At 46.9% G+C, this 23,943-nt stretch carries 26 protein-coding genes; 14 read left to right on the top strand and 12 right to left on the bottom strand.

Going from position 1 to position 23,943, the window contains the following annotated elements; genetic code table 11:
• The first annotated feature begins 137 nt into the window (after positions 1-137).
• Positions 138-527 (top strand): RidA family protein, encoded by a 390-nt coding sequence (locus KIV40_RS14025; protein WP_285349779.1) that lies wholly within the window; start codon positions 138-140, stop codon positions 525-527.
• An 86-nt stretch (positions 528-613) separates the two neighbouring features.
• Here KIV40_RS14025 and KIV40_RS14030 read toward each other — a convergent pair whose 3' ends face one another.
• From KIV40_RS14030 to mlaF, 8 genes are all read right to left on the bottom strand, one after another.
• Entirely contained in the window at positions 614-1,339 is a 726-nt protein-coding gene (locus KIV40_RS14030; protein ID WP_255957130.1) for a 1-acylglycerol-3-phosphate O-acyltransferase, read from the bottom strand.
• A gap of 147 nt (positions 1,340-1,486) precedes the next feature.
• Positions 1,487-2,752 carry a UDP-N-acetylglucosamine 1-carboxyvinyltransferase gene (murA, locus tag KIV40_RS14035; protein ID WP_285349783.1) on the bottom strand — a complete coding sequence of 422 codons (1,266 nt, stop codon included), beginning with the start codon at positions 2,750-2,752 and terminating at the stop codon, positions 1,487-1,489.
• Between the two features lie 9 nt (positions 2,753-2,761).
• Positions 2,762-3,016: a BolA family iron metabolism protein IbaG gene (gene ibaG / locus KIV40_RS14040; protein WP_005432865.1), complete on the bottom strand. Its 255-nt coding sequence runs from the start codon at positions 3,014-3,016 to the stop codon at positions 2,762-2,764.
• 3 nt (positions 3,017-3,019) lie between these two features.
• Positions 3,020-3,340: a lipid asymmetry maintenance protein MlaB gene (locus KIV40_RS14045; RefSeq protein WP_005535405.1), complete on the bottom strand. Its 321-nt coding sequence runs from the start codon at positions 3,338-3,340 to the stop codon at positions 3,020-3,022.
• Positions 3,340-3,978, bottom strand: a complete 639-nt coding sequence (gene mlaC, locus KIV40_RS14050) for a phospholipid-binding protein MlaC (RefSeq protein WP_005535407.1) — start codon at positions 3,976-3,978, stop codon at positions 3,340-3,342. The genes KIV40_RS14045 and mlaC overlap by 1 nt, the downstream gene beginning before the upstream one ends.
• Before the next feature lie 3 nt (positions 3,979-3,981).
• Positions 3,982-4,479, bottom strand: a complete 498-nt coding sequence (gene mlaD, locus KIV40_RS14055) for an outer membrane lipid asymmetry maintenance protein MlaD (protein ID WP_134977869.1) — start codon at positions 4,477-4,479, stop codon at positions 3,982-3,984.
• Positions 4,480-4,481: 2 nt separating this feature from the next.
• A complete protein-coding gene (gene mlaE, locus KIV40_RS14060; protein ID WP_005535409.1) occupies positions 4,482-5,273 on the bottom strand; it encodes a lipid asymmetry maintenance ABC transporter permease subunit MlaE in 792 nt (263 codons plus the stop codon).
• The gene (mlaF, locus tag KIV40_RS14065; RefSeq protein ID WP_285349788.1) at positions 5,263-6,066 is read right to left on the bottom strand and encodes a phospholipid ABC transporter ATP-binding protein MlaF; all 804 of its coding nucleotides are present in this window, start codon (positions 6,064-6,066) and stop codon (positions 5,263-5,265) included. Before mlaF ends, mlaE begins: the two co-directional genes overlap by 11 nt.
• A 399-nt stretch (positions 6,067-6,465) precedes the next feature.
• Here mlaF and KIV40_RS14070 point away from each other — a divergent pair, with 399 nt between their 5' ends.
• The 11 genes from KIV40_RS14070 (at position 6,466) to mgtE (ending at position 15,258) form a co-directional block, all read left to right on the top strand.
• Positions 6,466-7,431 carry a calcium/sodium antiporter gene (locus KIV40_RS14070; protein ID WP_285349790.1) on the top strand — a complete coding sequence of 322 codons (966 nt, stop codon included), beginning with the start codon at positions 6,466-6,468 and terminating at the stop codon, positions 7,429-7,431.
• A 35-nt stretch (positions 7,432-7,466) separates the two neighbouring features.
• Positions 7,467-8,438 (top strand): arabinose-5-phosphate isomerase KdsD, encoded by a 972-nt coding sequence (kdsD, locus tag KIV40_RS14075; protein ID WP_134977871.1) that lies wholly within the window; start codon positions 7,467-7,469, stop codon positions 8,436-8,438.
• Between the two features lie 90 nt (positions 8,439-8,528).
• Entirely contained in the window at positions 8,529-9,092 is a 564-nt protein-coding gene (gene lptC, locus KIV40_RS14080) for an LPS export ABC transporter periplasmic protein LptC (protein ID WP_134977872.1), read from the top strand.
• Positions 9,073-9,567: a lipopolysaccharide transport periplasmic protein LptA gene (gene lptA / locus KIV40_RS14085; protein ID WP_005535418.1), complete on the top strand. Its 495-nt coding sequence runs from the start codon at positions 9,073-9,075 to the stop codon at positions 9,565-9,567. The genes lptC and lptA overlap by 20 nt, the downstream gene beginning before the upstream one ends.
• Before the next feature lies 1 nt (position 9,568).
• On the top strand, positions 9,569-10,294 hold the full coding sequence (gene lptB / locus KIV40_RS14090; protein ID WP_005432855.1) for an LPS export ABC transporter ATP-binding protein: 726 nt from the start codon (positions 9,569-9,571) through the stop codon (positions 10,292-10,294).
• Between the two features lie 50 nt (positions 10,295-10,344).
• A complete protein-coding gene (locus tag KIV40_RS14095; RefSeq protein WP_005432834.1) occupies positions 10,345-11,820 on the top strand; it encodes an RNA polymerase factor sigma-54 in 1,476 nt (491 codons plus the stop codon).
• A 23-nt stretch (positions 11,821-11,843) separates the two neighbouring features.
• Complete coding sequence (gene hpf, locus KIV40_RS14100; RefSeq protein ID WP_005432838.1) at positions 11,844-12,131, top strand: ribosome hibernation promoting factor; 288 nt, start codon at positions 11,844-11,846, stop codon at positions 12,129-12,131.
• A 2-nt stretch (positions 12,132-12,133) separates the two neighbouring features.
• Positions 12,134-12,580 carry a PTS IIA-like nitrogen regulatory protein PtsN gene (gene ptsN / locus KIV40_RS14105; protein WP_005432846.1) on the top strand — a complete coding sequence of 149 codons (447 nt, stop codon included), beginning with the start codon at positions 12,134-12,136 and terminating at the stop codon, positions 12,578-12,580.
• A 14-nt stretch (positions 12,581-12,594) separates the two neighbouring features.
• Complete coding sequence (gene rapZ / locus KIV40_RS14110; RefSeq protein WP_105067009.1) at positions 12,595-13,458, top strand: RNase adapter RapZ; 864 nt, start codon at positions 12,595-12,597, stop codon at positions 13,456-13,458.
• 2 nt (positions 13,459-13,460) lie between these two features.
• The gene (locus KIV40_RS14115; protein WP_005432843.1) at positions 13,461-13,736 is read left to right on the top strand and encodes an HPr family phosphocarrier protein; all 276 of its coding nucleotides are present in this window, start codon (positions 13,461-13,463) and stop codon (positions 13,734-13,736) included.
• A 166-nt stretch (positions 13,737-13,902) separates the two neighbouring features.
• Positions 13,903-15,258, top strand: coding sequence for a magnesium transporter (gene mgtE, locus KIV40_RS14120; RefSeq protein ID WP_005432861.1), 1,356 nt, complete (start codon positions 13,903-13,905; stop codon positions 15,256-15,258).
• An 83-nt stretch (positions 15,259-15,341) separates the two neighbouring features.
• Here mgtE and pmbA read toward each other — a convergent pair whose 3' ends face one another.
• A complete protein-coding gene (gene pmbA / locus KIV40_RS14125; RefSeq protein WP_285349796.1) occupies positions 15,342-16,685 on the bottom strand; it encodes a metalloprotease PmbA in 1,344 nt (447 codons plus the stop codon).
• A gap of 110 nt (positions 16,686-16,795) precedes the next feature.
• On the opposite strand from pmbA, the gene yjgA reads away from it, so the two are divergent.
• On the top strand, positions 16,796-17,320 hold the full coding sequence (gene yjgA / locus KIV40_RS14130; protein WP_010450448.1) for a ribosome biogenesis factor YjgA: 525 nt from the start codon (positions 16,796-16,798) through the stop codon (positions 17,318-17,320).
• Between the two features lie 64 nt (positions 17,321-17,384).
• On the opposite strand, the gene KIV40_RS14135 is transcribed toward yjgA, so the two are convergent.
• Together KIV40_RS14135 and rluA are read right to left on the bottom strand one after the other, a co-directional pair.
• Positions 17,385-18,347 carry a D-2-hydroxyacid dehydrogenase gene (locus tag KIV40_RS14135; protein ID WP_285349797.1) on the bottom strand — a complete coding sequence of 321 codons (963 nt, stop codon included), beginning with the start codon at positions 18,345-18,347 and terminating at the stop codon, positions 17,385-17,387.
• 32 nt (positions 18,348-18,379) lie between these two features.
• A complete protein-coding gene (gene rluA / locus KIV40_RS14140; RefSeq protein WP_045403521.1) occupies positions 18,380-19,132 on the bottom strand; it encodes a bifunctional tRNA pseudouridine(32) synthase/23S rRNA pseudouridine(746) synthase RluA in 753 nt (250 codons plus the stop codon).
• A gap of 238 nt (positions 19,133-19,370) precedes the next feature.
• Here rluA and KIV40_RS14145 point away from each other — a divergent pair, with 238 nt between their 5' ends.
• Entirely contained in the window at positions 19,371-20,636 is a 1,266-nt protein-coding gene (locus KIV40_RS14145; protein ID WP_005432869.1) for an NRAMP family divalent metal transporter, read from the top strand.
• 99 nt (positions 20,637-20,735) lie between these two features.
• Here KIV40_RS14145 and rapA read toward each other — a convergent pair whose 3' ends face one another.
• Positions 20,736-23,645 carry an RNA polymerase-associated protein RapA gene (gene rapA, locus KIV40_RS14150; RefSeq protein WP_285349800.1) on the bottom strand — a complete coding sequence of 970 codons (2,910 nt, stop codon included), beginning with the start codon at positions 23,643-23,645 and terminating at the stop codon, positions 20,736-20,738.
• Positions 23,646-23,943: the final 298 nt, after the last annotated feature.

The raw sequence follows: 23,943 nt of genomic DNA on the forward strand, positions 1-23,943 counted from the left end.
TGTGTATAAGAGACAGGCTAATGCGGGGTATTTTGCTCTTTACGTGCTTCATGTTTAAAGGCAAACTGATTCTTCTTAAGAACGCTCAAGATGCTTGAGTAAACTCTTTATTCCCCTAAACAGATGGAACAATTCAAATGACGAAAGTACTTCACACTGAGTCTGCACCAGCAGCAATCGGTCCTTACGTTCAAGGCGTAGATCTAGGCAACATGGTTCTAACTTCTGGCCAAATCCCAGTAAACCCAGCGACAGGTGAAGTGTCTGCAGACATCGCAGAGCAAGCTCGTCAATCTCTAGAGAACGTAAAAGCTGTTGTTGAAGCATCAGGCCTTAAAGTGACTGACATCGTTAAAATGACAGTATTCGTGAAAGACCTAAACGACTTCGGCACAGTGAACGAAGTTTACGGTAAGTTCTTCGATGAGCACGAAGTAGCAAACTACCCTTCACGTTCTTGTGTAGAAGTCGCTCGTCTGCCTAAAGATGTTGGCATCGAGATTGAAGCAATCGCAGTTCGCAAATAATTGCGCAGGCTGACAAACATAAAAAAACGGGTAGCTCAGGCTACCCGTTTTTTTATTGTCTTTTGGCGATGATGTCGCTGTAAAACTTAAGCTGCGTTGCGCTGTTTTACTTCTTCATCCAACTCAGTCAACTTCTCTTTCATTTGCTCGCGGCAAATATTCGCTAGCTCACGTACGCCCTCTTTGCCGTAACCTTCAGTGCTAACTGGTGGCAGCATCTCAATGATCACATGACCGTTGTTCCAACGGTTGAATTTGATGTGATCGGTAGAGCTACACACGATTGGAATGATTGGCACTTGTGCACCGATAGCGGCATGGAATGCACCAGTCTTGAATGGCAGTAAGCCACGGCCACGTGAGCGCGTACCTTCTGGGAACATCCACACTGAAACATCGCTATTTTTGATGCTGTCCACAACTTGGTCGATAGTGCCTTTTGCTTTAGAGCGGTTTGCACGGTCAATCAAAATGTTACCTGTTAGCCAGTAAAGCTGACCAAACAACGGCATCCACGCTAGGCTCTTCTTACCGACTGTTACTACCTTAGGTGTAACAGCTGAAGAGACAGTGAAAAGATCCCAGTTGTTCTGGTGGTTAGCAATGTAAACATGCTGACCACGAGAGTACGCATCTTCCGGAATACGCAGCTCTAGCTTGATACCAAACACACGCGACATTTTGCCGAATAGACGACCGAAGGTGAAAACGTGCTTAGGGTTTCGAGGGCTTAGTAGGCAGTAACCGCAACCACCAATAAACATCACAATTGCGAAAATTGCGACAGCCAATACACGTAACAGTGCAATCATTGTTGTTCTCCAGGAACCGGCTTTGCGCCAGCTACAGCTATTATTGTCTCTTTGAACATAGTCATGGACTATGACAGAAAGCGCGATATAAAAAAGCCGAAACCTGAGTTTCGGCTCTCTTCATATCTAGGTCAACTGCGGTGCAGTTTAACCTGCCTCACTCACGCGCTCAATATTTGCGCCAAGTGCAGACAGTTTATTTTCGATTTTGTCGTAACCGCGGTCGATATGGTAGATACGGTCAACGATGGTTTCGCCTTTTGCGATACAACCTGCAATCACCAAACTTGCCGAAGCTCGTAGGTCGGTTGCCATCACTTGTGCGCCACTTAGAGAATCTACGTCACCACAGATAACCGTGTTACCTTCGATTTCCGCTTTCGCGCCCATGCGCATCAATTCTGGTACGTGCATGAAACGGTTTTCGAAGATCGTTTCCGTGATCACGCCGCCGCCTTTTGCTATCATGTTCAAGAGCGTGAATTGCGCCTGCATATCAGTAGGGAAGCCTGGGTGCGGAGCAGTGCGGATGCTTACCGCTTTCAGCTCACGGTCAGTCATATCAACAGAAATCCAGTCTTCACCAGTTTCTACTAATGCGCCTGCCTCTTCTAGCTTCGCCAATACCGCTTCTAGAAGGTGTGCATTGGTGTTGCGACATACTACTTTGCCGCCAGAAACCGCTGCAGCAACTAGGAAGGTACCTGTCTCAATACGGTCAGCCACAACGTTGTGCTTACCGCCACCTAGACGCTCAACACCCTCGATGGTGATGGTATCAGTACCTGCACCAGAGATTTTTGCGCCAAGTGTGTTTAGGAAGTCCGCCGTATCAACGATTTCAGGCTCGCGCGCTGCGTTGTCTAGCGTTGTCGTGCCTTCAGCAAGCGCTGCTGCACACATGATAGTGATCGTTGCACCAACACTCACTTTGTCCATCACAATGTGCGCGCCTTTTAGGCGACCATCAACTTCTGCTTTCACGTAACCATCTTCTAGTGTGATGGTTGCGCCAAGCTGTTCTAGACCAGTAATGTGTAGATCAACAGGACGAGCACCGATAGCACAGCCGCCAGGTAGAGAAACCTGACCTTGGCCAAAACGCGCTACAAGAGGACCAAGCGCCCAAATAGATGCACGCATGGTTTTTACTAAATCGTAAGGAGCACAGTATTCTTTGATACTGCTTGGATCGACATGAACGGAACCATTACGGCTTACCTTTGCGCCAAGACGCTTAAGCAGTTCCATGGTGGTGTCGATATCACGAAGGTGTGGCACATTCGCCACCTCTACAGGCTCTTCCGCCAAGATAGACGCAAATAAAATCGGTAGTGCTGCGTTTTTTGCACCTGAAATGGTCACTTCACCAACCAGTGGTTTATCTGACCCAATAACTCGAAACTTTTCCATCAATAAACCTTAAAGCGACATTAGCTTCTTATCACGAGCCCACTCTTCTGGAGTGAACGCTTTGATCGATAACGCGTGAATGTCGTTACGCTGGATGTAATCCATCAGAGGACCGTAAATTAACTGCTGCTTCTTAACGCGGCTCATTCCATCGAAACAAGCATCAACAGCAACCACCTCATAGTGGCTACCTTCACCTTTTACATGCACTTCTTGAAGGTTTAGTGCTTCTTCTAGTAACTGTTGTACTTTTGCGCTATCCACAATTTACCCCTGATAATTCTGTATATGTTTGGCCACTAAAGATTCAACATTGCTCAATTGAAACAAAGTGCGCAATTGCGCCGGCACGAAACTGAGCATTATATGACAGTTTTGTTTTTTTGCATGCTCTAATAAGTGGATTAACATCACCATTCCCGCAGAGTCAATGCGTTCAATCTCTTCTAACGAGCATTCTAGCTCGGTTTGAGAAGGTAGCCATTGCTGTGCCACCGCCCACAATGCTGGCACTGAATCACGATCCAGCGCCCCTGTAAGCTTAAGAATGTCTGCTTGTAATTGCCACTGAGAATGAGACTGCGCCATTACTTTGCCGCCTCGAAACGAATTGGCTGTGCTGCCAGTTTCTCTAAATCTTTCGCGACCGCTAGAATGCCTTCTTGGCGAATCTGAGTATTCCACTCTGATTGCTTGCTTGATAGTAGGCTGATGCCTTCTGCAACCATGTCGAATGCTAACCATTCACCTGTTTTCTTATCTTTACGCAGCTTAAACTCAAGTTTGATGTTTGGACGCGGTGCGTCGATGATATCAACCTTGATGCTGGTAATGCGTTTAGAAGGATCCAGCTTTGGCTCAGGGCCAAATTCAATTTGTTGATCCGAGTATTGCGTTAACACTTGCGCATATGAGGTCACCAAATAAGCACGGAATGCTGTGATGAACTCACCCACATCTTCACGCTTCGCACCTTTTAAGTTTGGACCAAGCAGTTTCAATGCCGCATAGCGATCGTTAACGTAAGGCATCAACTCTTCTTCAACGATGGTCTTAAGCAAATTTGGATCTTGCTTAATTTGTGGCTGTTCAGCTTTCAAACGATCAAATGTCACTTCCGCAACTTGTCTCATCATTTGATAAGGCTGAGTTTTATCCACTTCTGCAGCCACTGCACCAAAAGCAGTAAACGCTGCTACGAATGAAAGTAATAGTCTCGAAAGCATGGGTTATTCCTTACTTGTATCACCAGAATCGCCTGAACCACCAATGCTGTATAGTACTTGGCCGATAAGGTCTTCCAGAACTAATGCAGATTTGGTGTCTTCGATGGTGTCACCATCAGCAAGCATTTCTTCATCGTCAAAAACAAAGCCCGGTACCAAGCCAATGTACTGTTCACCAATCAATCCCGATGTCAAAATTTGCACACTAGAGGTTTCTGGGAACTGGTTGTATTGGCTGTTAATCGACAAGCTAACTACTGGTAACAGGCTATCAGGGTTAAGTGTAATGCTACTTACACGACCGATAACTACGCCGCCAACTTTCACTGGAGAGCGAACTTTCAAACTACCAATATTGTCGAACTCGGCTTTCAAGGTGTAAGTATTGCCAGAGCCAATGCTTTTTACGTCAGCAACCTGAAAAATCATCACAAGAATCGCGCAAATTCCTGCTAATACAAAGCTGCCAACCCATAATTCTGTTTTACGTGTTTGTTGCATGATTAATTCCCAAACATCAATGCGGTCAGTACAAAGTCTAGTCCCAGTACTGCTAAAGAAGAATGCACAACAGTGCGCGTCGTTGCTCGGCTGATCCCTTCCGAAGTAGGGATAGCGTCATAGCCATTAAATAGAGCGATCCAAGTAACGGTAATCGCAAACACGATACATTTGATCATGCTGTTACCGATGTCTTGGCCTAATTCAACCGAAGATTGCATTGCAGCCCAGAAGCTGCCGTGGTCTACGCCTTTCCAATCCACACCAACAAGCTGTGCGCCCCAAATACCCACAGCCATGAAGATCATCGCGAGTAGCGGCATTGAAATAGCACCCGCCCAAAAACGTGGTGCAATAACGCGTTTTAGCGGATCCACAGCCATCATTTCTAAGCTTGAAAGCTGCTCTGTGGCTTTCATCAATCCGATTTCTGCTGTCAGCGCAGAACCAGCACGACCAGCAAACAATAACGCAGTTACTACTGGTCCTAACTCACGTAGTAGTGAAAGAGCGACCATTTGACCAAGGCTGCCTTCTGCCCCGTAATCCACCAGCACAACATAACCTTGCAAGCTAAGCACCATGCCGATGAACAAACCAGAAACAACAATGATCGCTAGCGATTGAACGCCTACGGAATACAGCTGCTTAATCAGTAAAGGAAGGTTTTTGATTGGCTGTGGTCGAGTCACTAACGCACCAACAAGCATCAATGTTGCGCGACCGAACGCCTCACAAATAGCCAATGTGCGTCTGCCTAGTGAAGCGACAAATTGAATAAAGCTATCGACCATCAAATAAATCCTTTTCGATACTTTGAGCTGGGAAACGGAACGGTACTGGCCCATCCGCTTCGCCTTGTAAGAATTGATGAACGCGAGGATCTTGGTTGTCCCTCAGTTCTTGAGGGGTACCAAAGGCAATCACTTTGCCATCAGCCATCAAGTAAACCCAATCCGCAATACTCATCACTTCTGGCACATCATGAGAAACGACGATAGAAGTCACGCCTAATGCTCGGTTAAGGTTACTGATCAACTCAACCAACACACCCATGGTGATTGGGTCCTGCCCCACAAACGGCTCGTCGTACATGATGAGGTCTGGATCAAGCGCAATCGCTCGAGCCAGTGCAGCACGACGCGCCATACCACCTGACAATTCACTTGGCATCAGCTCTGCCGCACCACGAAGGCCTACCGCTTCAAGCTTTAGCAGCACCATGGTGCGGATCAGTTCTTCGGAAAGCTCGGTGTGTTCACGTAAAGGAAACGCCACATTATCGAACACATTCAGGTCGGTAAATAGCGCCCCTGACTGGAACAACATGCTCATTTTTTTACGTGCGTGATACAGTTTTTTGCGTGACAACGCAGGAATGTTGTCACCATCAAACCAAATCTCACCCTGTTCAGGGTATATCTGACCGCCAATCAGGCGCAGCAGTGTCGTTTTACCGATACCCGACGGTCCCATAATGGCCGTCACCTTCCCTTTTGGTACGTGCAAGTCAATACCATCAAAGATCTTGCGCTCGCCGCGTGAAAAGGTGAGATTGTTAACGGTAACTAAATCGTTGTTCGACATACTATCTCTTCTACTATTTGTGAGCGGTTCTCACAGAGTTGTAATCCAACTCAACCCCGACTGTTTTCAAGATATTACGTCGAGAATATCCTAAAGTGACTTCGGTACACTTATTAGGCTGCAATCATAAGCACATTGAACGTTAATTAAAAGCACTGTTCAATTAAATAGAGCCGACGAAATTCAAGCAAATCTTCATAAAATATGACGAAATGAAAGGAAGGTGTTTACATCTCACTCCAGATTAACCGCATTAAGAACGATGATTGAATGAGCAATAATTAAACACAATTTCGTTACTAACCTTTAATTTATTTGTTGTTTATCTTCCATTTTTGGCCGCAAAAGGTCAAAATTAGCGGTTACTCATTTCACTTATTTTATTACTTAGGAATCATCATGCTCGAAGCCGTAGCATTGCTTATCGTCGGTCTTGTCTTACTTGTTTGGAGTGCAGATAAACTTGTTTTTGGCTCTGCTGCTCTGGCCCGCAACGTCGGTATTTCGCCTCTAGTGATCGGTATGACCATTCTTGCAATGGGCTCATCTGCACCAGAGATGATGGTTTCAGCAACCGCTGCATGGGATGGCAAAACCGATACCGCGGTTGGCAACGTGCTCGGTTCCAACATTGCTAATATTGCTTTGATCCTAGGTATTACTGCGATCATCAAACCACTTTCTATCAGCTCTGCCGTGATTCGCCGCGAACTGCCTTTGATGGTAGCAGTTACTGTACTTGCTGGTATTTTACTGTGGGATAGCTACTTAGGCTTCTATGAAGGTATCTTGCTGTTTATTTTGTTCGGTGGATTCCTATTTGCCATGCTGCAAATTAGCCGTAAAGAACAGAAAACTGGTGATACGTTTGTTGATGAGCAAGAATCTGAAGTCCCAGAAGGCGTAACTAACCCGAAAGCAATCATGTGGGTTGTGATTGGCTTGATACTGCTTCCTTTGGCAGCAAGCATGCTGGTAGATAATGCCGTCATTATTGCGAAACACTTTGGCATGAGTGACCTAGTAATTGGCCTTACTATTATTGCTATCGGCACTAGCCTTCCAGAACTCGCTGCATCTCTTGCTGGCGTTCTAAAAGGCGAAGACGATATGGCCGTAGGTAACATCATCGGCTCAAACGTATTCAACATTCTCGCGGTTATGGGTCTACCTGGCATCATCAATCCATCGATGCTGAGCGAATACGCTATGGGTCGTGATTTCTGGGTGATGCTAGGGGTTTCTCTCCTTCTTGTGGCAATGTGTCTTGGTAAGTCACGCAGTATCAACCGCCTTGAAGGTGGTATCCTGTTTGTGTGTTTCTTAGGTTACCAAGTGTACCTATTCGCAAACATGGCCGCTTAATAACATAATAAGTAAAGACAAATTGGAGCACTGATATGTCCACTCAGTTTGATTTTCGCGCTGCAGCTAAACAAGTTCTTGATATTGAGGTCTCAGCTTTACAACAGCTAGGCCAATACTTTGATGATCAGTTTGAGCAAGCGTGCGAATTGATTCTTTCCAACAACGGCAAAGTTGTCGTGATGGGCATGGGCAAATCAGGCCATATTGGCAACAAGATTGCCGCAACGCTTGCCAGCACAGGTACCTCTGCGTTTTTTGTTCACCCAGGTGAAGCAGCACATGGTGACCTTGGCATGATCAGTGCGGGTGACATCGTTATCGCGATTTCAAACTCGGGTGAGTCTCATGAGATTCTGTCTCTATTCCCAGTTTTGAAACGCCTTAGCATCAAAATCATCAGCATGACTGGCAAGCCAGAGTCGAACATGGCGAAGTTGTCTGATCTGCATTTGCAAATCACTGTGCCAAAAGAAGCTTGCCCACTTGGTCTCGCGCCAACCAGCAGTACAACGGCGACTTTGGTTATGGGTGATGCTCTGGCTGTTGCGCTTCTGCAAGCTCGTGGCTTCTCAGCGGAAGACTTTGCGTTATCACACCCTGGTGGTGCGCTGGGAAGAAAATTGCTGCTTAAGCTGTCTGATATAATGCACTTCGGTAATGCACTACCAAAAGTATCACCTGATGCGCTTATTCGTGACGCCTTGCTCGAGATTTCTGAAAAAGGCTTGGGCATGACAGCCATCGTCGATGAGCACGATGCTATGCTTGGTATATTCACCGATGGCGATTTACGTCGTAATTTGGATAAGCGCATTGATATCCACACCACAGCAATTGGTGAAGTGATGACGCAAAGCCCAACTACAGCACATCCGGAGATGTTAGCGGTAGAGGGGTTGAATCTAATGCAAGACAAGAACATCAATGCTCTGATCTTGTGCGATAACAATAAGATTGTTGGCGCACTGAATATGCATGATTTATTGAAAGCTGGCGTGATGTAGTATTGCATCACCCAAAAGACTTAACGATTGATTTAACAGATTAAGGCAATGGTCAGGGAAGTACTGAGCTAAGATAAAGGCCTTTATTTTATGAGTTTTACTCGCCTTATTTATTTGCTCTTGATCTTTGTTGTCGCGTGGTGCGGTTATTACCTCATGACACCCAAAGGCAATGAAGATATTCAAGTAGCACCAAATTTAGAACTGCCTATGTTCAGTGGTACTGGACTAGAAAACATCACTTATGGTGAAGATGGTGTCCGCAGTTACATCATCCGTTCCACTAACTTGGATCACTATGCCAAGAGTGGAGACACGATTTTTAAGAGCCCAACACTGATGGTTTACCGTGAAGGTAGCGTCGTGGAGTGGAAAGTCACTGCGACAAAAGCAGTACTTGATGAAGACCATATTCTGACCTTGTACGATAAAGTACTGATGCAGAATCTATTGCCCGGCGCGAGTTTCGATACCATGGCGACAGATAAATTGGTCATCAATCTCACTAATCGTGATTTTAAAGCCGATCAACAAGTAATGTTGGTTGGACCGCAATTTGAAACTACCGGAGGCGCAATGCAGGGCAACTTGAAAGCCCACACTGCGACTCTGACAGATGAAGTTCAAGGTCGATATGAAACCGTTACACCTTAGCCTATTGGCATTGGTTTTAGCAGCGCCGCAAGCGTTAGCCCTTAAGTCGGATACTCAGCAGCCGGTTTACATCAATTCAGACACCCAACAGGTTGATATGCAGAGCAACCAGGTCACCTTCAAAGGTAATGTCTCCCTGAAGCAAGGCAGTATCAATATCGATGCTGATAGAGTTGTTGTGACTCGCGATCCTAAAACCGAGTCGATTAAACAGATCCAAGCATTTGGCAAGCCTGCTACGTTTTCTCAGTTGATGGACGATGGTAAAACGCTAAGCGGCCAAGCAAACGAACTAGACTACCGCATCTCTACTGATGAATTGACCATGAAGGGCCAAGCTCAGTTGAAGCAGGATGGCAATACTATCCAAAGCTCTTCTATACGTTACCAAATTGGCCAACAGAAGTTGGTAGCTGACAGCTCAGACAATGAGCGCGTAACCACCATTCTGCAACCGAATCAAATCGAGAACTAATATGGCAGTACTGAGTGCAAAGAACCTTGCGAAAAGCTACAAAAAGCGCAAGGTAGTTACCGATGTAAGTCTCGAAGTAGAATCTGGCCAAATCGTTGGTCTACTGGGCCCAAATGGTGCGGGTAAGACCACTTCGTTTTACATGATCGTAGGCTTGGTTCCGCGTGATGAAGGTACCATCACCATCGACAACCAAGACATCAGTATTTTACCGATGCACAGTCGTTCTCGCTTGGGTATCGGCTACCTGCCGCAAGAAGCGTCGATCTTCCGTAAGCTATCTGTTGAAGACAACATCATGGCCGTTCTCGAGACTCGCCAAGAACTGACTCGCGAAGAACGCCAAGACAAACTGGAAGATTTGTTGGAAGAATTCCACATACAGCACATACGCACCAGTGCGGGTATGGCACTATCAGGTGGTGAACGCCGCCGTGTAGAAATTGCTCGTGCATTGGCAGCAAACCCTCAGTTCATTTTGTTGGATGAACCGTTCGCGGGTGTTGACCCAATTTCGGTTAACGACATCAAAAAAATCATTGAACACTTGCGCGATCGCGGCCTTGGCGTGTTAATCACAGACCATAACGTACGCGAAACCTTGGACGTTTGTGAAAAAGCCTATATCGTAAGTCAAGGACACCTCATCGCATCGGGAACTCCGGATGAAGTTCTCAATAACGAGCAAGTGAAACAAGTTTATCTCGGCGAACAATTCCGTCTATGATTACATTAGGAACGGTAAGATTCTGAGCATTACAAGGTAAGTAACACTGAATGAAACCTTCATTACAACTCAAGCTAGGTCAACAGTTAGCCATGACGCCACAGCTGCAGCAAGCGATTCGTTTGTTGCAATTGTCGACGCTCGATCTTCAACAAGAAATCCAAGAAGCGTTGGACTCCAACCCGCTACTGGAAGTTGAAGAAGGCCACGATGAGCCTCAAGCAAACGGTGAAGACAAATCAGCGTCTGAATCTGCTGATAACAGTGCGAACGAAGCTAACGACGCCTCAGAACCCGACCTTCCAGACAGCTCAGACGTGATTGAAAAATCTGAAATCAGCTCTGAGCTAGAAATCGATACCACTTGGGATGACGTATACAGCGCAAACACGGGCAGCACAGGCCTAGCGCTAGATGATGACATGCCCGTCTACCAAGGTGAGACCACTGAATCGCTGCATGATTACCTTATGTGGCAGTTAGACTTAACGCCTTTCAGTGAAACCGACCGCACCATTGCCCTCGCGATCATCGATGCGATCGACGACTACGGCTACCTAACCCTATCCCCAGAAGAAATTCACGAGAGCTTCGACAACGAAGAAGTGGAATTGGATGAAGTAGAAGCGGTACGTAAGCGTATTCAGCAATTTGACCCGCTCGGTGTAGCCTCCCGCAATCTGCAAGAATGCCTACTGCTACAACTGGCAACTTTCCCTGAAGACACGCCGTGGCTTGCTGAGGCGAAAATGGTGTTAAGCGATCACATCGACCACCTTGGCAATCGTGACTACAAGCTGGTCATCAAAGAGACTAAGCTTAAAGAAGCGGACTTGCGTGAAGTATTGAAGTTGATTCAACAACTTGACCCTCGCCCAGGTAGTCGTATCACACCCGATGACACTGAATACGTCATTCCGGATGTGTCCGTATTTAAAGATCATGGTAAGTGGACCGTCTCCATAAACCCTGACAGCATTCCGAAACTAAAAGTAAATCAACAATATGCGCAACTAGGCAAAGGAAACAGTGCGGATAGCCAGTACATTCGCAGCAATTTGCAAGAGGCAAAATGGCTGATTAAGAGCCTAGAAAGCAGAAACGAGACGCTTCTCAAAGTTGCAAGATGTATTGTTGAACATCAACAAGATTTCTTCGAGTATGGTGAAGAAGCCATGAAACCAATGGTGCTAAACGACGTAGCATTGGATGTGGACATGCATGAATCGACAATTTCTCGTGTAACAACACAGAAGTTTATGCATACCCCACGTGGCATTTTTGAATTGAAGTACTTCTTCTCTAGCCATGTTAGTACAGACAATGGTGGAGAGTGTTCGTCCACAGCAATTCGCGCACTCATCAAAAAGTTGGTCGCAGCGGAGAATACCGCTAAGCCACTGAGTGATAGCAAAATTGCTGCTCTTCTGGCTGACCAGGGGATTCAAGTCGCGAGACGTACGATAGCGAAATATCGTGAATCCTTGGGTATCGCCCCTTCGAGTCAGCGCAAACGCCTACTTTAGGCACCAACTGAAAAGGAAAGTCTATGCAAATCAATATTCAAGGCCATCACGTTGATCTTACCGATTCAATGCAAGACTATGTTCAATCTAAGTTTCAGAAGCTCGAAAGGTTCTTCGACCACATTAACCAAGTCCAAGTCGTACTAAAAGTTGAAAAACTCAACCAAATAGCGGAAGCTACGCTCCACATCAATCAAGGCGAAATCCACGCGTCATCGAACGACGAAAGTATGTATGCAGCAATTGATTCGCTGGTGGATAAATTAGTTCGTCAACTTAATAAGCACAAAGAAAAACTAAACAGTCATTAATCATGCAACTGAGCGAAATACTGTCACTGGACTGCACCAAAAGTGCAGTCCATTGTACAAGTAAGAAACGTGCCCTAGAAATGATCAGCCAAATTGTCGCTGAAAACACGGGCCAAGATTCTACAGAACTGTTTGAGTGTATGCTCAGCAGAGAAAAAATGGGTAGTACTGGTATCGGCAACGGTATTGCTATCCCTCACGCAAGAATGCAATCAAGCGACAAAGCCATCGCGGTGTTACTTCAGTGTGACGAAGCGATTGAATTTGACGCCATCGACAACCGACCTGTCGACCTTCTTTTTGCTCTCCTTGTACCTGAAGAACAGTGCAAAGAGCACCTCAAAACACTATCCTCTATGGCAGAGCGTCTAAGTGACAAGCAAGTGCTTAAAAGCTTACGTAACGCTCAGAGCGATGAAGAGCTCTACGACATTATGATTCATAAGTAATCAGGACGATCACCATGCGATTAATCGTTGTTAGCGGGCACTCTGGTGCCGGGAAAAGTGTTGCCCTACGGGTACTTGAGGACTTAGGTTACTACTGCGTAGACAACCTACCGGTAAACTTACTTGACGCGTTTGTTCAGTCAGTCTCTGAGAGCAAACAAAACGTCGCAGTAAGCATCGATATTCGAAATATCCCTAAGAAGCTCAAAGAACTGAATACCACGCTAGAGAAGCTAAAGGCTGAACTGGATGTGACAGTACTGTTCTTAGACGCGAATAAAGAAACGCTTCTCACCCGCTACAGCGAAACCCGTCGGATTCATCCGCTATCACTTGGCAGACAGTCGTTATCACTTGATCAGGCGATTGAGCTTGAACAAGAGATCTTGATGCCTCTGAAAGCTCACGCAGATTTAGTTCTGAACAGTAGCGGTCAATCTCTGCATGATCTCAGTGAAACCGTACGTATGCGTGTGGAGGGCCGAGAACGCAAAGACTTAGTCATGGTGTTTGAGTCGTTTGGTTTCAAATACGGATTACCATCTGATGCCGATTACGTGTTTGATGTGCGTTTCTTGCCAAACCCACACTGGGAGCCAGCGCTGCGCCCTCTCACTGGTTTAGATGGCCCGATCGGCGCCTTCTTAGAGCAACACCAGTCGGTACTTGATCTGAAATACCAAATTGAAAGCTTTATAGAGACTTGGTTACCACTATTAGAGAAAAACAACCGTAGTTACCTGACCGTTGCGATCGGTTGTACTGGTGGTAAGCACCGCTCGGTTTACCTCACTCAAAAAATCGGTGAGTACTTTGCTGACAAAGGACACCAAGTACAAATTCGCCACACCTCATTGGAAAAGAACGTTAAGGAATAACGGTGGAATTAAGTCGTAAAGTACTGATCCAAAACCGCTTAGGGTTGCACGCTCGTGCGGCGGTTAAACTGGTAGAACTGGCACAAAGCTTCGACGCGGTAATCACCATCGACAACGAAGAAGACAAAACCGCGACCGCAGACAGCGTGATGGGATTGTTGATGCTGGAATCAGCCCAAGGACAATACGTGACCATTCACGCCACTGGCGATCAATCCGAGCAAGCCCTTGATGCGGTTTGCCATTTGATTGAAGATAAGTTTGACGAAGGCGAGTGATTCACTCGCTTTTTTATTATCTCTAGCCAGATATCCCACATAAGTTTCACCTCCTGCTTAAATTCCGATAAATAATTTTGTCGACTTTCATAAGTTGTTATTAAAAGGTGCCTAGAATTAAGTTATTATTCAAAGCATTGTAAATATCAGGAATTGGGAGGAATGAATGGCAGAGCAAATAGAATTCGACCAAGCTCACCAAGCCCTCCAAGAAGTCACTGAAGCGCTGGAAAACGGCCGCTTCGTCCATGTTCGTCGGCAACTTCAGGACATGGAGCCTGAGGATATTGCCCACCTTTTAGAAGCCTCCCCACGTAAAAGTCGTGAGGTTCTTTGGCAACTCACCGACCCAGAAGATTACGGTGAGATTCTTGACGAGCTAAACGAAGACGTTAAAGACAGTCTTGTGTCCAAAATGGCCCCTGAAGCGCTTGCAGAAGCGACGGAAGGCATGGACACCGATGACGTGGCTTACGTACTGCGTAGCTTGCCCGACGACGTCTCACGTGAAGTTCTGTCCCAGATGGATAGTGCAGATCGTCTGCGCGTGGAAACCGCCCTATCCTACCCTGAGGATACCGCCGGTGGACTGATGAACACCGACGTAATCACCATTCGTGGTGACGTTGATGTGGATGTAGTCCTGCGTTATTTGCGTATGAAAGGCGAACTGCCTGAAGCAACTGACGCACTATACGTGATTGATGATGACAGCAAACTGATCGGTGAACTACCGATCACGACGCTGATCACCACGCAACCTGATGTCAAAGTCAGTGAGGTGATGGAAGATGCGGATGATGCGATTACTGTTGATACTAGCGACTCTGACGTAGCAAGCCTGTTTGAACGTCGTAACTGGGTATCTGCTCCGGTTGTGGATGAAAATCAGCACCTCGTTGGTCGTATCACCATCGATGACGTGGTCGACGTTATCCGTGAAGATGCCGAACACTCAATGATGAGTATGGCGGGTATGGATGACGACGAAGATACCTTCGCGCCTGTGGTAAAGTCTGCTCGTAAACGTAGTATTTGGCTTGGTGCCAACGTACTTGCTGCACTGGCCGCTGCTTCTGTCTCCAACATGTTTGAAGCGACTCTAGACCAAATGGCTGCGATTGCTGTCCTAATGACGATTGTGCCTTCAATGGGTGGTGTAGCAGGTAACCAAACCGTTGCGCTTGTTATCCGTGGCTTAGCACTCGGTCATATCGGTGATTCGAACAAACGCGAGCTGTTGATGAAAGAAGCGGCTATCGGCTTGCTAAACGGCATCATGTGGGCGTTGATCATCGGTGGTATCGTAGTAGCTTGGAAAGGTAACTGGATGCTTGGCGGGATTATCTCGGCAGCCATGCTGACCAACCTACTTGTGGCAGGTGTTGCGGGTGTAACCATCCCAATACTACTGAAGAAGATGAACATCGACCCAGCACTCGCTGGTGGCATGGCGCTAACGACAGTGACCGATGTAATTGGTCTTTCAGTTTTCCTCGGTCTCGCAACCTTGATGATTTAGCCTCTGTCATGACCTGTCGATTACGAACAATAAAAAAGCCTGATGAACACATCAGGCTTTTTCGTATCTAGCGGTTAGTGAGTTTACTCACCAGCAACCTTCATGGTATCCAACAAGATAGAACCCGTTTGGATTTGTGAGCGTGTTTCTACATCGCTACCCACAGCCACAATCTGATTGAACATGTCTTTCAAGTTACCCGCGATAGTAATTTCAGATACTGGGTATTGGATTTCACCGTTTTCTACCCAGAAACCTGCAGCACCACGAGAGTAATCGCCAGTCACAACGTTCACGCCTTGGCCCATGGTCTCTGTTACCAGTAGACCTGTGCCCAGCTCTTTCAACATTTGCTCGAAGTTCTGACCGGTTGAGTTCACGTACCAGTTGTGGATACCACCAGCGTGACCTGTTGGGTCCATCTTCATCTTGCGAGCCGCATAGCTGGTTAACAAGTAAGTCGCCAATACACCATCGGTGATGATTTCGCGATCTTGTGTGTATACACCTTCGCTATCGAACGGGCTAGAAGCCAATCCGCGCAGTACGTGTGGACGCTCAGAAATGTTGAACCACTCAGGCAATACTTGCTTACCAAGATGATCCAATAGGAAAGAAGACTTACGGTATAGGTTGCCACCGCTGATTGCCATCACTAAGTGACCAATCAAGCCTGTTGCTACATCCGCAGCAAACATCACCGGGTATTTGCCTGTCTTAAGCTTTTGCGCATCAAGGCGGCTGATGGTTTTCTCTGCAGCGTTGCGACCAACAGTTTCTGGTGTCCAAAGATCATCACGATGACGCGCAACGGTGTAGCTGTAATCACGTTCCATCTCACCGTTTTGACCCACACCAATCACACAACAGCTGGTGCTATGACGGCTGGATGCATAGCTTGCTAGCAAGCCGTGGCTGTTACCGTAAACCTTAACGCCGTAGTGACTGTCGTAGCTCGCACCATCGCTTTGCTTAATCGCATCGCTGTAGTTTAGCGCTTCTTTTTCAGCTGCAATCGCAACTTGTGCAGCGTAATCTGGATCGGGTGCGTCTGGGTGGAAAAGGTCTAAGTCAGGCACCTCTTTCACCATGTATTCTTTTGGAGCTGGACCTGCGAATAGGTCTTCTGATGTGTATTGAGCAATGTCTAGCGCCGCTAATACCGTTTGCTCAATAGCTGCTTCGCTCAAGTCAGATGTGGAAGCGCTGCCTTTGCGTTGACCACGGTAGACAGTAATGCCCAGTGCGCCATCGCTGTTGAATTCAACGTTTTCCACGTCACCCATGCGAGTGGAAACACTCAAACCCGTGCTCTTGGTGATTGCGACTTCAGCGGCATCAGACTTCGCCGCAGCGATTTCTAGTGCACGTGAAACGGCTTGTTCTAGCTCGGTACGTTGCTCAGCAACCTGCTGTTTAATATCCATTGTCTTTCACATCATGTATTCGATGCACAATAGAATAACAAGAATTTCGCTTTCTCCCCACGATTCTTGTTAAAATAGTCATAATATTAATCAAAACACAGGCAACTGAAATGGCACGTAAGAATCAAAAAGCGCCATGGGAACCAGAAGAAGAGATCATCTGGGTAAGTAAATCCGAGATGAAGCGAGACATGGAAGAGCTGCAAAAGCTAGGTGAAGAGCTTGTAGGCTTAAAGCCAGCTGTTCTAGATAAGTTTCCATTGAGCGAAGACCTACGAGAAGCGGTTGCTGATGCACAACGCTTTAAGAACGAAGCGCGTCGTCGTCAGCTACAACGCATTGGTAAGCTAATGCGTTACGAAGATCCAGAACCAATCCAAGCGGCACTGGATAAAATCCGCAACAAGCACTCACAAGCGACTGCTGCTCTGCACAAGCTAGAAGCGCTGCGTGATCGCGTTGTGGAAGAAGGCGATAAAGCGATTGATGACGTAATGGAACTGTACCCAGAAGCGGATCGTCAACGTCTACGTCAACTTGCTCGCCAAGCAGCGAAAGAGAAGAAAGCCGGTAAACCAGCAAAATCTTACCGTGAAATCTTCCAAATTCTTAAAGCGTTTGAAGAAGAAATGTAATTCAACGCTTAGAACGTAAAAAGCAGACCTTTGTGTCTGCTTTTTTCATGCCTATTTTCTGCTATTACGCCAAGCGATTGAGACTTTCACCGCGCTCAAAGGCGTTAATATTTTCAATCAGGATCTCAGCCAAACGCTGAATCGATGAATCACTGCCCCAGGCAACGTGTGGCGTCAGCAATAGGTTCGGCAAGTGCATATTGGCAATCAGCGGATTACTCTCATTGGCGGGCTCTTGGGTAAAGACATCAACCCCAGCACCAGCAATCTCACCTTGCTTTAAGCCGTCCACTAAAGCTTGTTCATCCACCAAGCCACCACGTCCGGTATTAATCAAAACCGATGTAGGCTTCATCAACTTGAGTTCTGCCTCACCAATCAAATTACGTGTTTCATCATTCAGTGGACAATGCAGCGTGATGGCGTCCGCTTGCTCAAGAACCTCAGCAAAAGAAACATAACCTTCTCGGCACTCCGTTACGCCTTTGCGCTCCGAAAACACCACGTTCATCCCTAACGCTTGTGCCAGTTTTGCTGTTGCTTGACCTAATGCGCCGCTGCCAACCACACCCAAAGTGCTACCTGCAACGTCTCCAATCGGATGCGTAAAGAAACAGAACTGTTTATTGCGTTGCCACTCGCCCGCTGCGATATCTTGGTGATAACCAAACAAGTTACGGCGCAAAGCAAACAGCATCGCGATAACGTGTTCTGGCACAGAGCGAGTCGCATAGCCACGCACGTTCGCGACCGCAACATTGCGCTCAGCGCAATAGTTGATATCGACGTTATTGAACCCCGTGGCCGCCACAGCAATCATCTTGAGATTAGGAAGCTGAGATAGAACAGCTTGGTCGAGCACCACTTTGTTACTGATAACGATATCCGCATCAGTGAGACGCTCTATCACTTGCTCTGGAGAAGTCAGATCGTATTCCACCCAATCATGGGCAAAGCTTGGGCGGGGCACCTGAATTTGAACGGGGATGGTCGCGCGGTCGAGGAAGACCACTTTAGGCAGTGACATAACAACTCCTTGTTCACTGCCTAAAGATGAATTTATGGACGTGGCAGTGTTTTGTAATCTGGTAATTTACGCTCTGGGTCGAAATAGTCAAAGATCATCGCTTCCGCTTCCGGGTAAAAATCACAAGGAACAAAAATGCTGCGCAGCCAATGGCATTTCGGATGGTAAAAGCTCAACTCAGCGGCGTGCAGTTCTAGGCGCTCGGAGAAGGCTTTCGCTTCTTCAGTTGCGTAAAATTCATCGCCCACAATCGGGTGACCTAATGCTTGCATGTGGACACGCAATTGGTGTGAGCGACCAGTGATCGGCAACAAACGTACAATCGTCGTCTTTGAACCATCAGGATGCTCTTCTCGCTTCGCTACTTGGAAAAGCGTCTTAGAAGGTTTGCCATCTTCAAAACACACTTTCTGCAACGGACGATTAGGCCAATCACAAATCAGCGGCAGGTCAATCTCACCCTCTTCTTGCTCTATATGCCCCCAAACGCGCGCGTAGTAAATCTTATGCGTCAATCGGTATTGAAACTGTTTCTTTAACGCGCTTTCTGCACGTTTGTTCTTCGCCAGAACCATCAAACCGGAAGTGCACATATCTAAGCGATGCACGACTTGAATATCTGGATACTGCTCAGTGAGTCGACTCCACATACTGTCATAGTGCTCAGCGAGACGCCCCGGCACAGAGAGCAAACCAGATGGCTTGTTTACCGCCAAAATTTGCTCATCTTCAAAAACGACATCAATCCAAGGGTCGGTTGGTGGATTGTACTCAAGCATTGCCATGGGCAGGATCTCTACAGAATAAAAACGCGCTGATTATACCCAAGAGCCTTCAAGATGCATGCACAAAACACGTTTAATTTTCTCACCAACAACGGGCGATATAACTTTTTGAAATAACGAAAGCTAACAAGTCAAATTACCAATAAAAATAAAAACAAAACAAGTTGTAAAATTAAATTGACAACCATACTAGGCATGTTACTTATAGTTTATCGTTGATGAACAAGGACAATAACAAATGGAATCTGCAGTACCAGATCAACCCCAATCCAAAATATCCCAATTTGTACGCTCGTTGGGTCCCGGCATTCTCATGGCTTCAGCAGCAGTAGGTGGTTCTCACCTTGTAGCTTCAACAAAAGCTGGTGCCATTTATGGCTGGCAACTCGCCGTGCTTATCCTGCTGGTAAACCTTTTTAAATACCCATTTTTCCGAGCAGGCGTGCAGTACACCATGGGTACAGGCAAAACCTTGGTTGAAGGCTACGCTAAGCTAGGTCGCCCATACTTATGGCTGTTCTTGTTTCTCAGCTCCGTTTCTGCGGTGATCAATACAGCAGCCCTTCTAATGTTCAGTGCGAGCTTGTTGGGTTACTTCATTCCATTTTCATTGTCGATGGCGTCACTCAGCATCATTGTATTGGTCACGTGTTTGGTGATCCTATTTGCTGGTCATTACAAAGCGCTGGATACGCTCTCGAAAGTCATCATGACCGTACTGACCATTGCGACATTACTAGCAGTAGCGATTGCATTTGGTAACCCTGTAGAGCCTGTTGCGAACTTTGAATCCCCTTCTCCGTGGTCAATTGCAGCAATCGGCTTTATCGTTGTGACCATGGGCTGGATGCCTGCTCCAATCGAAATCTCTTGTTTAACGTCTGCGTGGTTAAAGCGCCAAACTAGCCAACAAGAAGTTACTGCAAAATCTGCCCTGTTTGATTTCAACGTCGGCTACATTGGCACAGCGGTACTGGCTTTGGTATTTGTATCGCTAGGTGCGTTGATGCTACACGGCTCAGGCATCGAGCTTAAAAGCTCTGGCGTGGGCTTCTCCCACCAGCTAGTCGGCTTGTACGCTGCGACTATTGGTGAGTGGTCACGCTACCTAATTGCGGTGATTGCGTTCTTCTGCATCTTCGGTAGTACGATTACGGTAATTGATGGCTACTCACGTGTCATTTCAGACTCTCAGCGCCTGCTGCGTTCACAACCAGAGACTAACCCGAAAGCCACGTCAGCGATCATGCTAACGGTATCGGTATTGGCATTAGGTATTGTGGTGTTCTGGGCTTCAGCACTACTACCAATGCTGAACTTTGCCATGGTACTGGCGTTTATGACGACACCGTTCTTCGCGCTACTGAACTACATTCTGGTGAGCAAAACCGACTTACCTAAGCCATTAGCGCTGGGTCGTAAATTGAAGTGGTTGTCGATTGCTGGCTTGATTTACTTATTCGGCTTCTTAGCGCTGTTTATTTGGTGGAAGTGGCTAATGTAATTAGCTACAAGCGATTAACCGAACCGCTGAGATAAACCAAGCTCAGGTAAAGAAAAAGGTCTTCAATTGAAGACCTTTTTTCGTGCGTTTGAACGCTGATTAGTTGTGGCTGACCACAATCAGACGTAGCGAATCTAGCTGGACCTGAGCTTGGTTGATGTAACCTGTTAGCTCTTTGATTTGCTCTTCAATCGATTCAATTTCTTCATCACGGATGTTCGGGTTAACCGCTTTCAGTGCTTGTAGACGCTCAAGCTCGGCATTCAAGCTTTGTTGCATGTCTTGATGCGCTTGCTTGCGAACTTCTTCCACTTTCTGCTCAACCAATGCGTCACCCGCTTCGATTAGGCTGTGAATGTCTTTCTGTACTGATGTCACTAGCTTGCTGCCTAGGTGACGGTTTACCGGGCTAAGCTGACGGTTGAAGCCTTCAAACTCAACCTGAGAAGACAGATCGTTACCACGAGCATCCATCATCATGCGAATTGGCGTCTTCGGTAGGAAACGAGTAATGCCACTGCGTTTTGGTGCTTGTGCATCCACCGCGTAAACCAACTCAAGTAGGATAGTACCCACTGGTAGCGCTTTGTTCTTCAGCAGAGAAACCGCAGAGGTACCCACACCTTCGCTCATCAGCAGATCAATACCGCCTTGAATCATTGGGTGTTCCCAACTGATGAAGTGCATGTCTTCACGAGATAGTGCTGTATCACGGTCAAATGTGATAGTCGCACCTTCGTATGGCAAGCCTGGGTAGCTTGGCACCATCATGTGCTCAGATGGCGTTACCACAAGTGCGTTTTCGCCTTTGTCGTCTTGGTTCAAGCCAATGGTGTCGAACAGAGACAATGCGAACGTCACTAGGTTTGTATCACCATCTGTCGATGAGATTTTCTCAACAATCTGCTGCGCTTTATCACCGCCGTTTGAGTGCATCTCTAACAGACGGTCACGACCTTGCTCAAGTTGTGATTTCAGCTCTTTGTTCATCTTCGCTGATTCTTCAATCACTTCATCAAGGTTTGAAACATCGCCAGACGCCAGCATTTCAATCAGAGCATCAGAGTACTTATCGTAAACAGCGCGACCTGTTGGACAGGTTTCAGCAAACGCATTTAGACCTTCATCAAACCAACGCGCAAGGATCGCTTGTGATGTGCCTTTTAGGTAAGGTACATGGATGTCGATATCACGCTTCTGACCGATACGGTCCAGACGACCAATACGTTGCTCTAGCAAGTCTGGGTTGAACGGCAAATCGAACATCACAAGTTGGTTAGCAAACTGGAAGTTACGACCTTCTGAGCCAATTTCACTACAAATAAGAACCTGCGCGCCACCCTCTTCTTGCGCGAAGTAAGCCGCTGCTTTGTCACGCTCAAGAATCGACATGCCTTCGTGGAATACAGTTGCACGAATACCTTCACGCTCACGCAGTGCCTGCTCAAGTTGCAGCGCAGTACTTGCACGAGAAGCGATAACCAGCACTTTGTCGCTGCGCTTCTCTTTTACTTTCTCAAGTAGCCAGTTAACACGTGAGTCGAACTGCCACCAGCTTGAATCTTCGCCTTCAAATTCTTGGAAGATTTCTTCTGGATAAAGGTTCTTCACCGCGCGTGCTTCTGGCGTCATCTTGCCACCGATCATGCCTGATACACGCATTGACGTGGTGTACTGCTGCGTGATGTCCATTGGCATTAGATGCACGTTACGCTTCGGGAAGCCTTTGATCGCTGCACGCGTGTTACGGAACAGAACGCGACCTGTACCGTGACGGTCCATCAGGTTGTCGATCAGTTCTTGGCGCGCTGACGCTTTCGCTTCTTCATCGCTGTCGCTTTCGATAATGCGGAATAGCGGCTCAACGTCTTGCTCAGAAAGCAGTTCCGTAATTTGATTTTTCGCTTCGTCAGGCAGTTTCTCACCAGAGAATACCGACGTGATAGCATCCGCTACAGGTGCGTATTGCTCTTCTTCTTCAACGAATGCGTCGTAATCGTAGAAGCGATCTGGGTCTAGCAGACGTAGACGAGCGAAGTGGCTCTCACGACCTAGCTGCTCTGGTGTTGCCGTTAGCAGTAGCACACCCGCAGTGCGTTCTGCCAAGCCTTCTACCACTTGGTATTCGCGGCTTGGTTTGTCTTGGCTCCATTCTAAGTGGTGCGCTTCATCGACAACCAATAGATCCCACTCGCCTTCTAGCGCTTGCTCGAAACGCTTGCGGCTCTTACGTAGGAAATCCAGTGAACACAGCACATATTGCTGCGTATCAAATGGGTTTTCAGCTTCTGCGAACGCTTCAATACAACGCTCTTCATCAAAGATAGAGAAGTGCAGGTTGAAACGACGCATCATCTCAACAAGCCACTGGTGTTGCAGTGTCTCGGGCACCACGATAAGGATACGTTCAGCACGACCTGACAGCACTTGCTGGTGGATGATCATGCCCGCTTCGATGGTTTTACCCAGACCAACTTCATCCGCTAGCAATACGCGAGGCGCGTGACGACGACCCACTTCATGTGCGATATAAAGCTGATGAGGGATCAAGCCTGCACGCATGCCACACAGACCACGCATTGGGCTCTTGTGTTGCTCAAATTGGTTTTGTAGTGCACGGTAGCGAAGTACAAAGTTGTCCATGCGGTCGATTTGACCTGCGTACAACTTGTCTTGCGGCTTGTTAAAACGAATGTGGTTGCTTAGGAAGATTTCACGCAACACTATCGCCGTTTCTTGCGTGTCTTCACGAGTACCGAAATAGGTGTATAGACCTTCATCTTCCAGTACTTCTTCAACTTTTAATGACCAACCTTCTTGGCAATCGATGACATCACCGACGTTGAACGTTACTCGGGTAACTGGTGCATCGTTACGTGCGTAAACTCGGTTTTCCTCTGATGCTGCAAACATCAATGTCACAGTACGAGCATCCATTGCTACTACGGTACCTAAACCTAAATCGCTTTCCGTATCGCTAATCCAGCGCTGCCCCAAAGCAAATGTCATGAATTGACTACCTCGTTGTTGTTTCTTGTTGGTCTCTACCCATCCCGATGGGCATGGATAATAAGTTTAGATCTGATTCTGGCTTCTGCTATGCCAATCGTGCTTGTCATGCCACTTTGCGCAGTGCATTTTTAAGCCAACTGAACATGATAAATCGGGCGTAGCCTATACGCAGAAAAAGGTCGCTAATCTTACTTGAAGCTGTGATTTAGGTCACGCCGAAACCGCCCAGAGGGGCAACTTTTTTTCCTAAATTAGGAATGCAATCAAATTGTAAAAAACTCATGACAATTATTAA

Source organism: Vibrio sp. D173a (assembly GCF_030248475.1).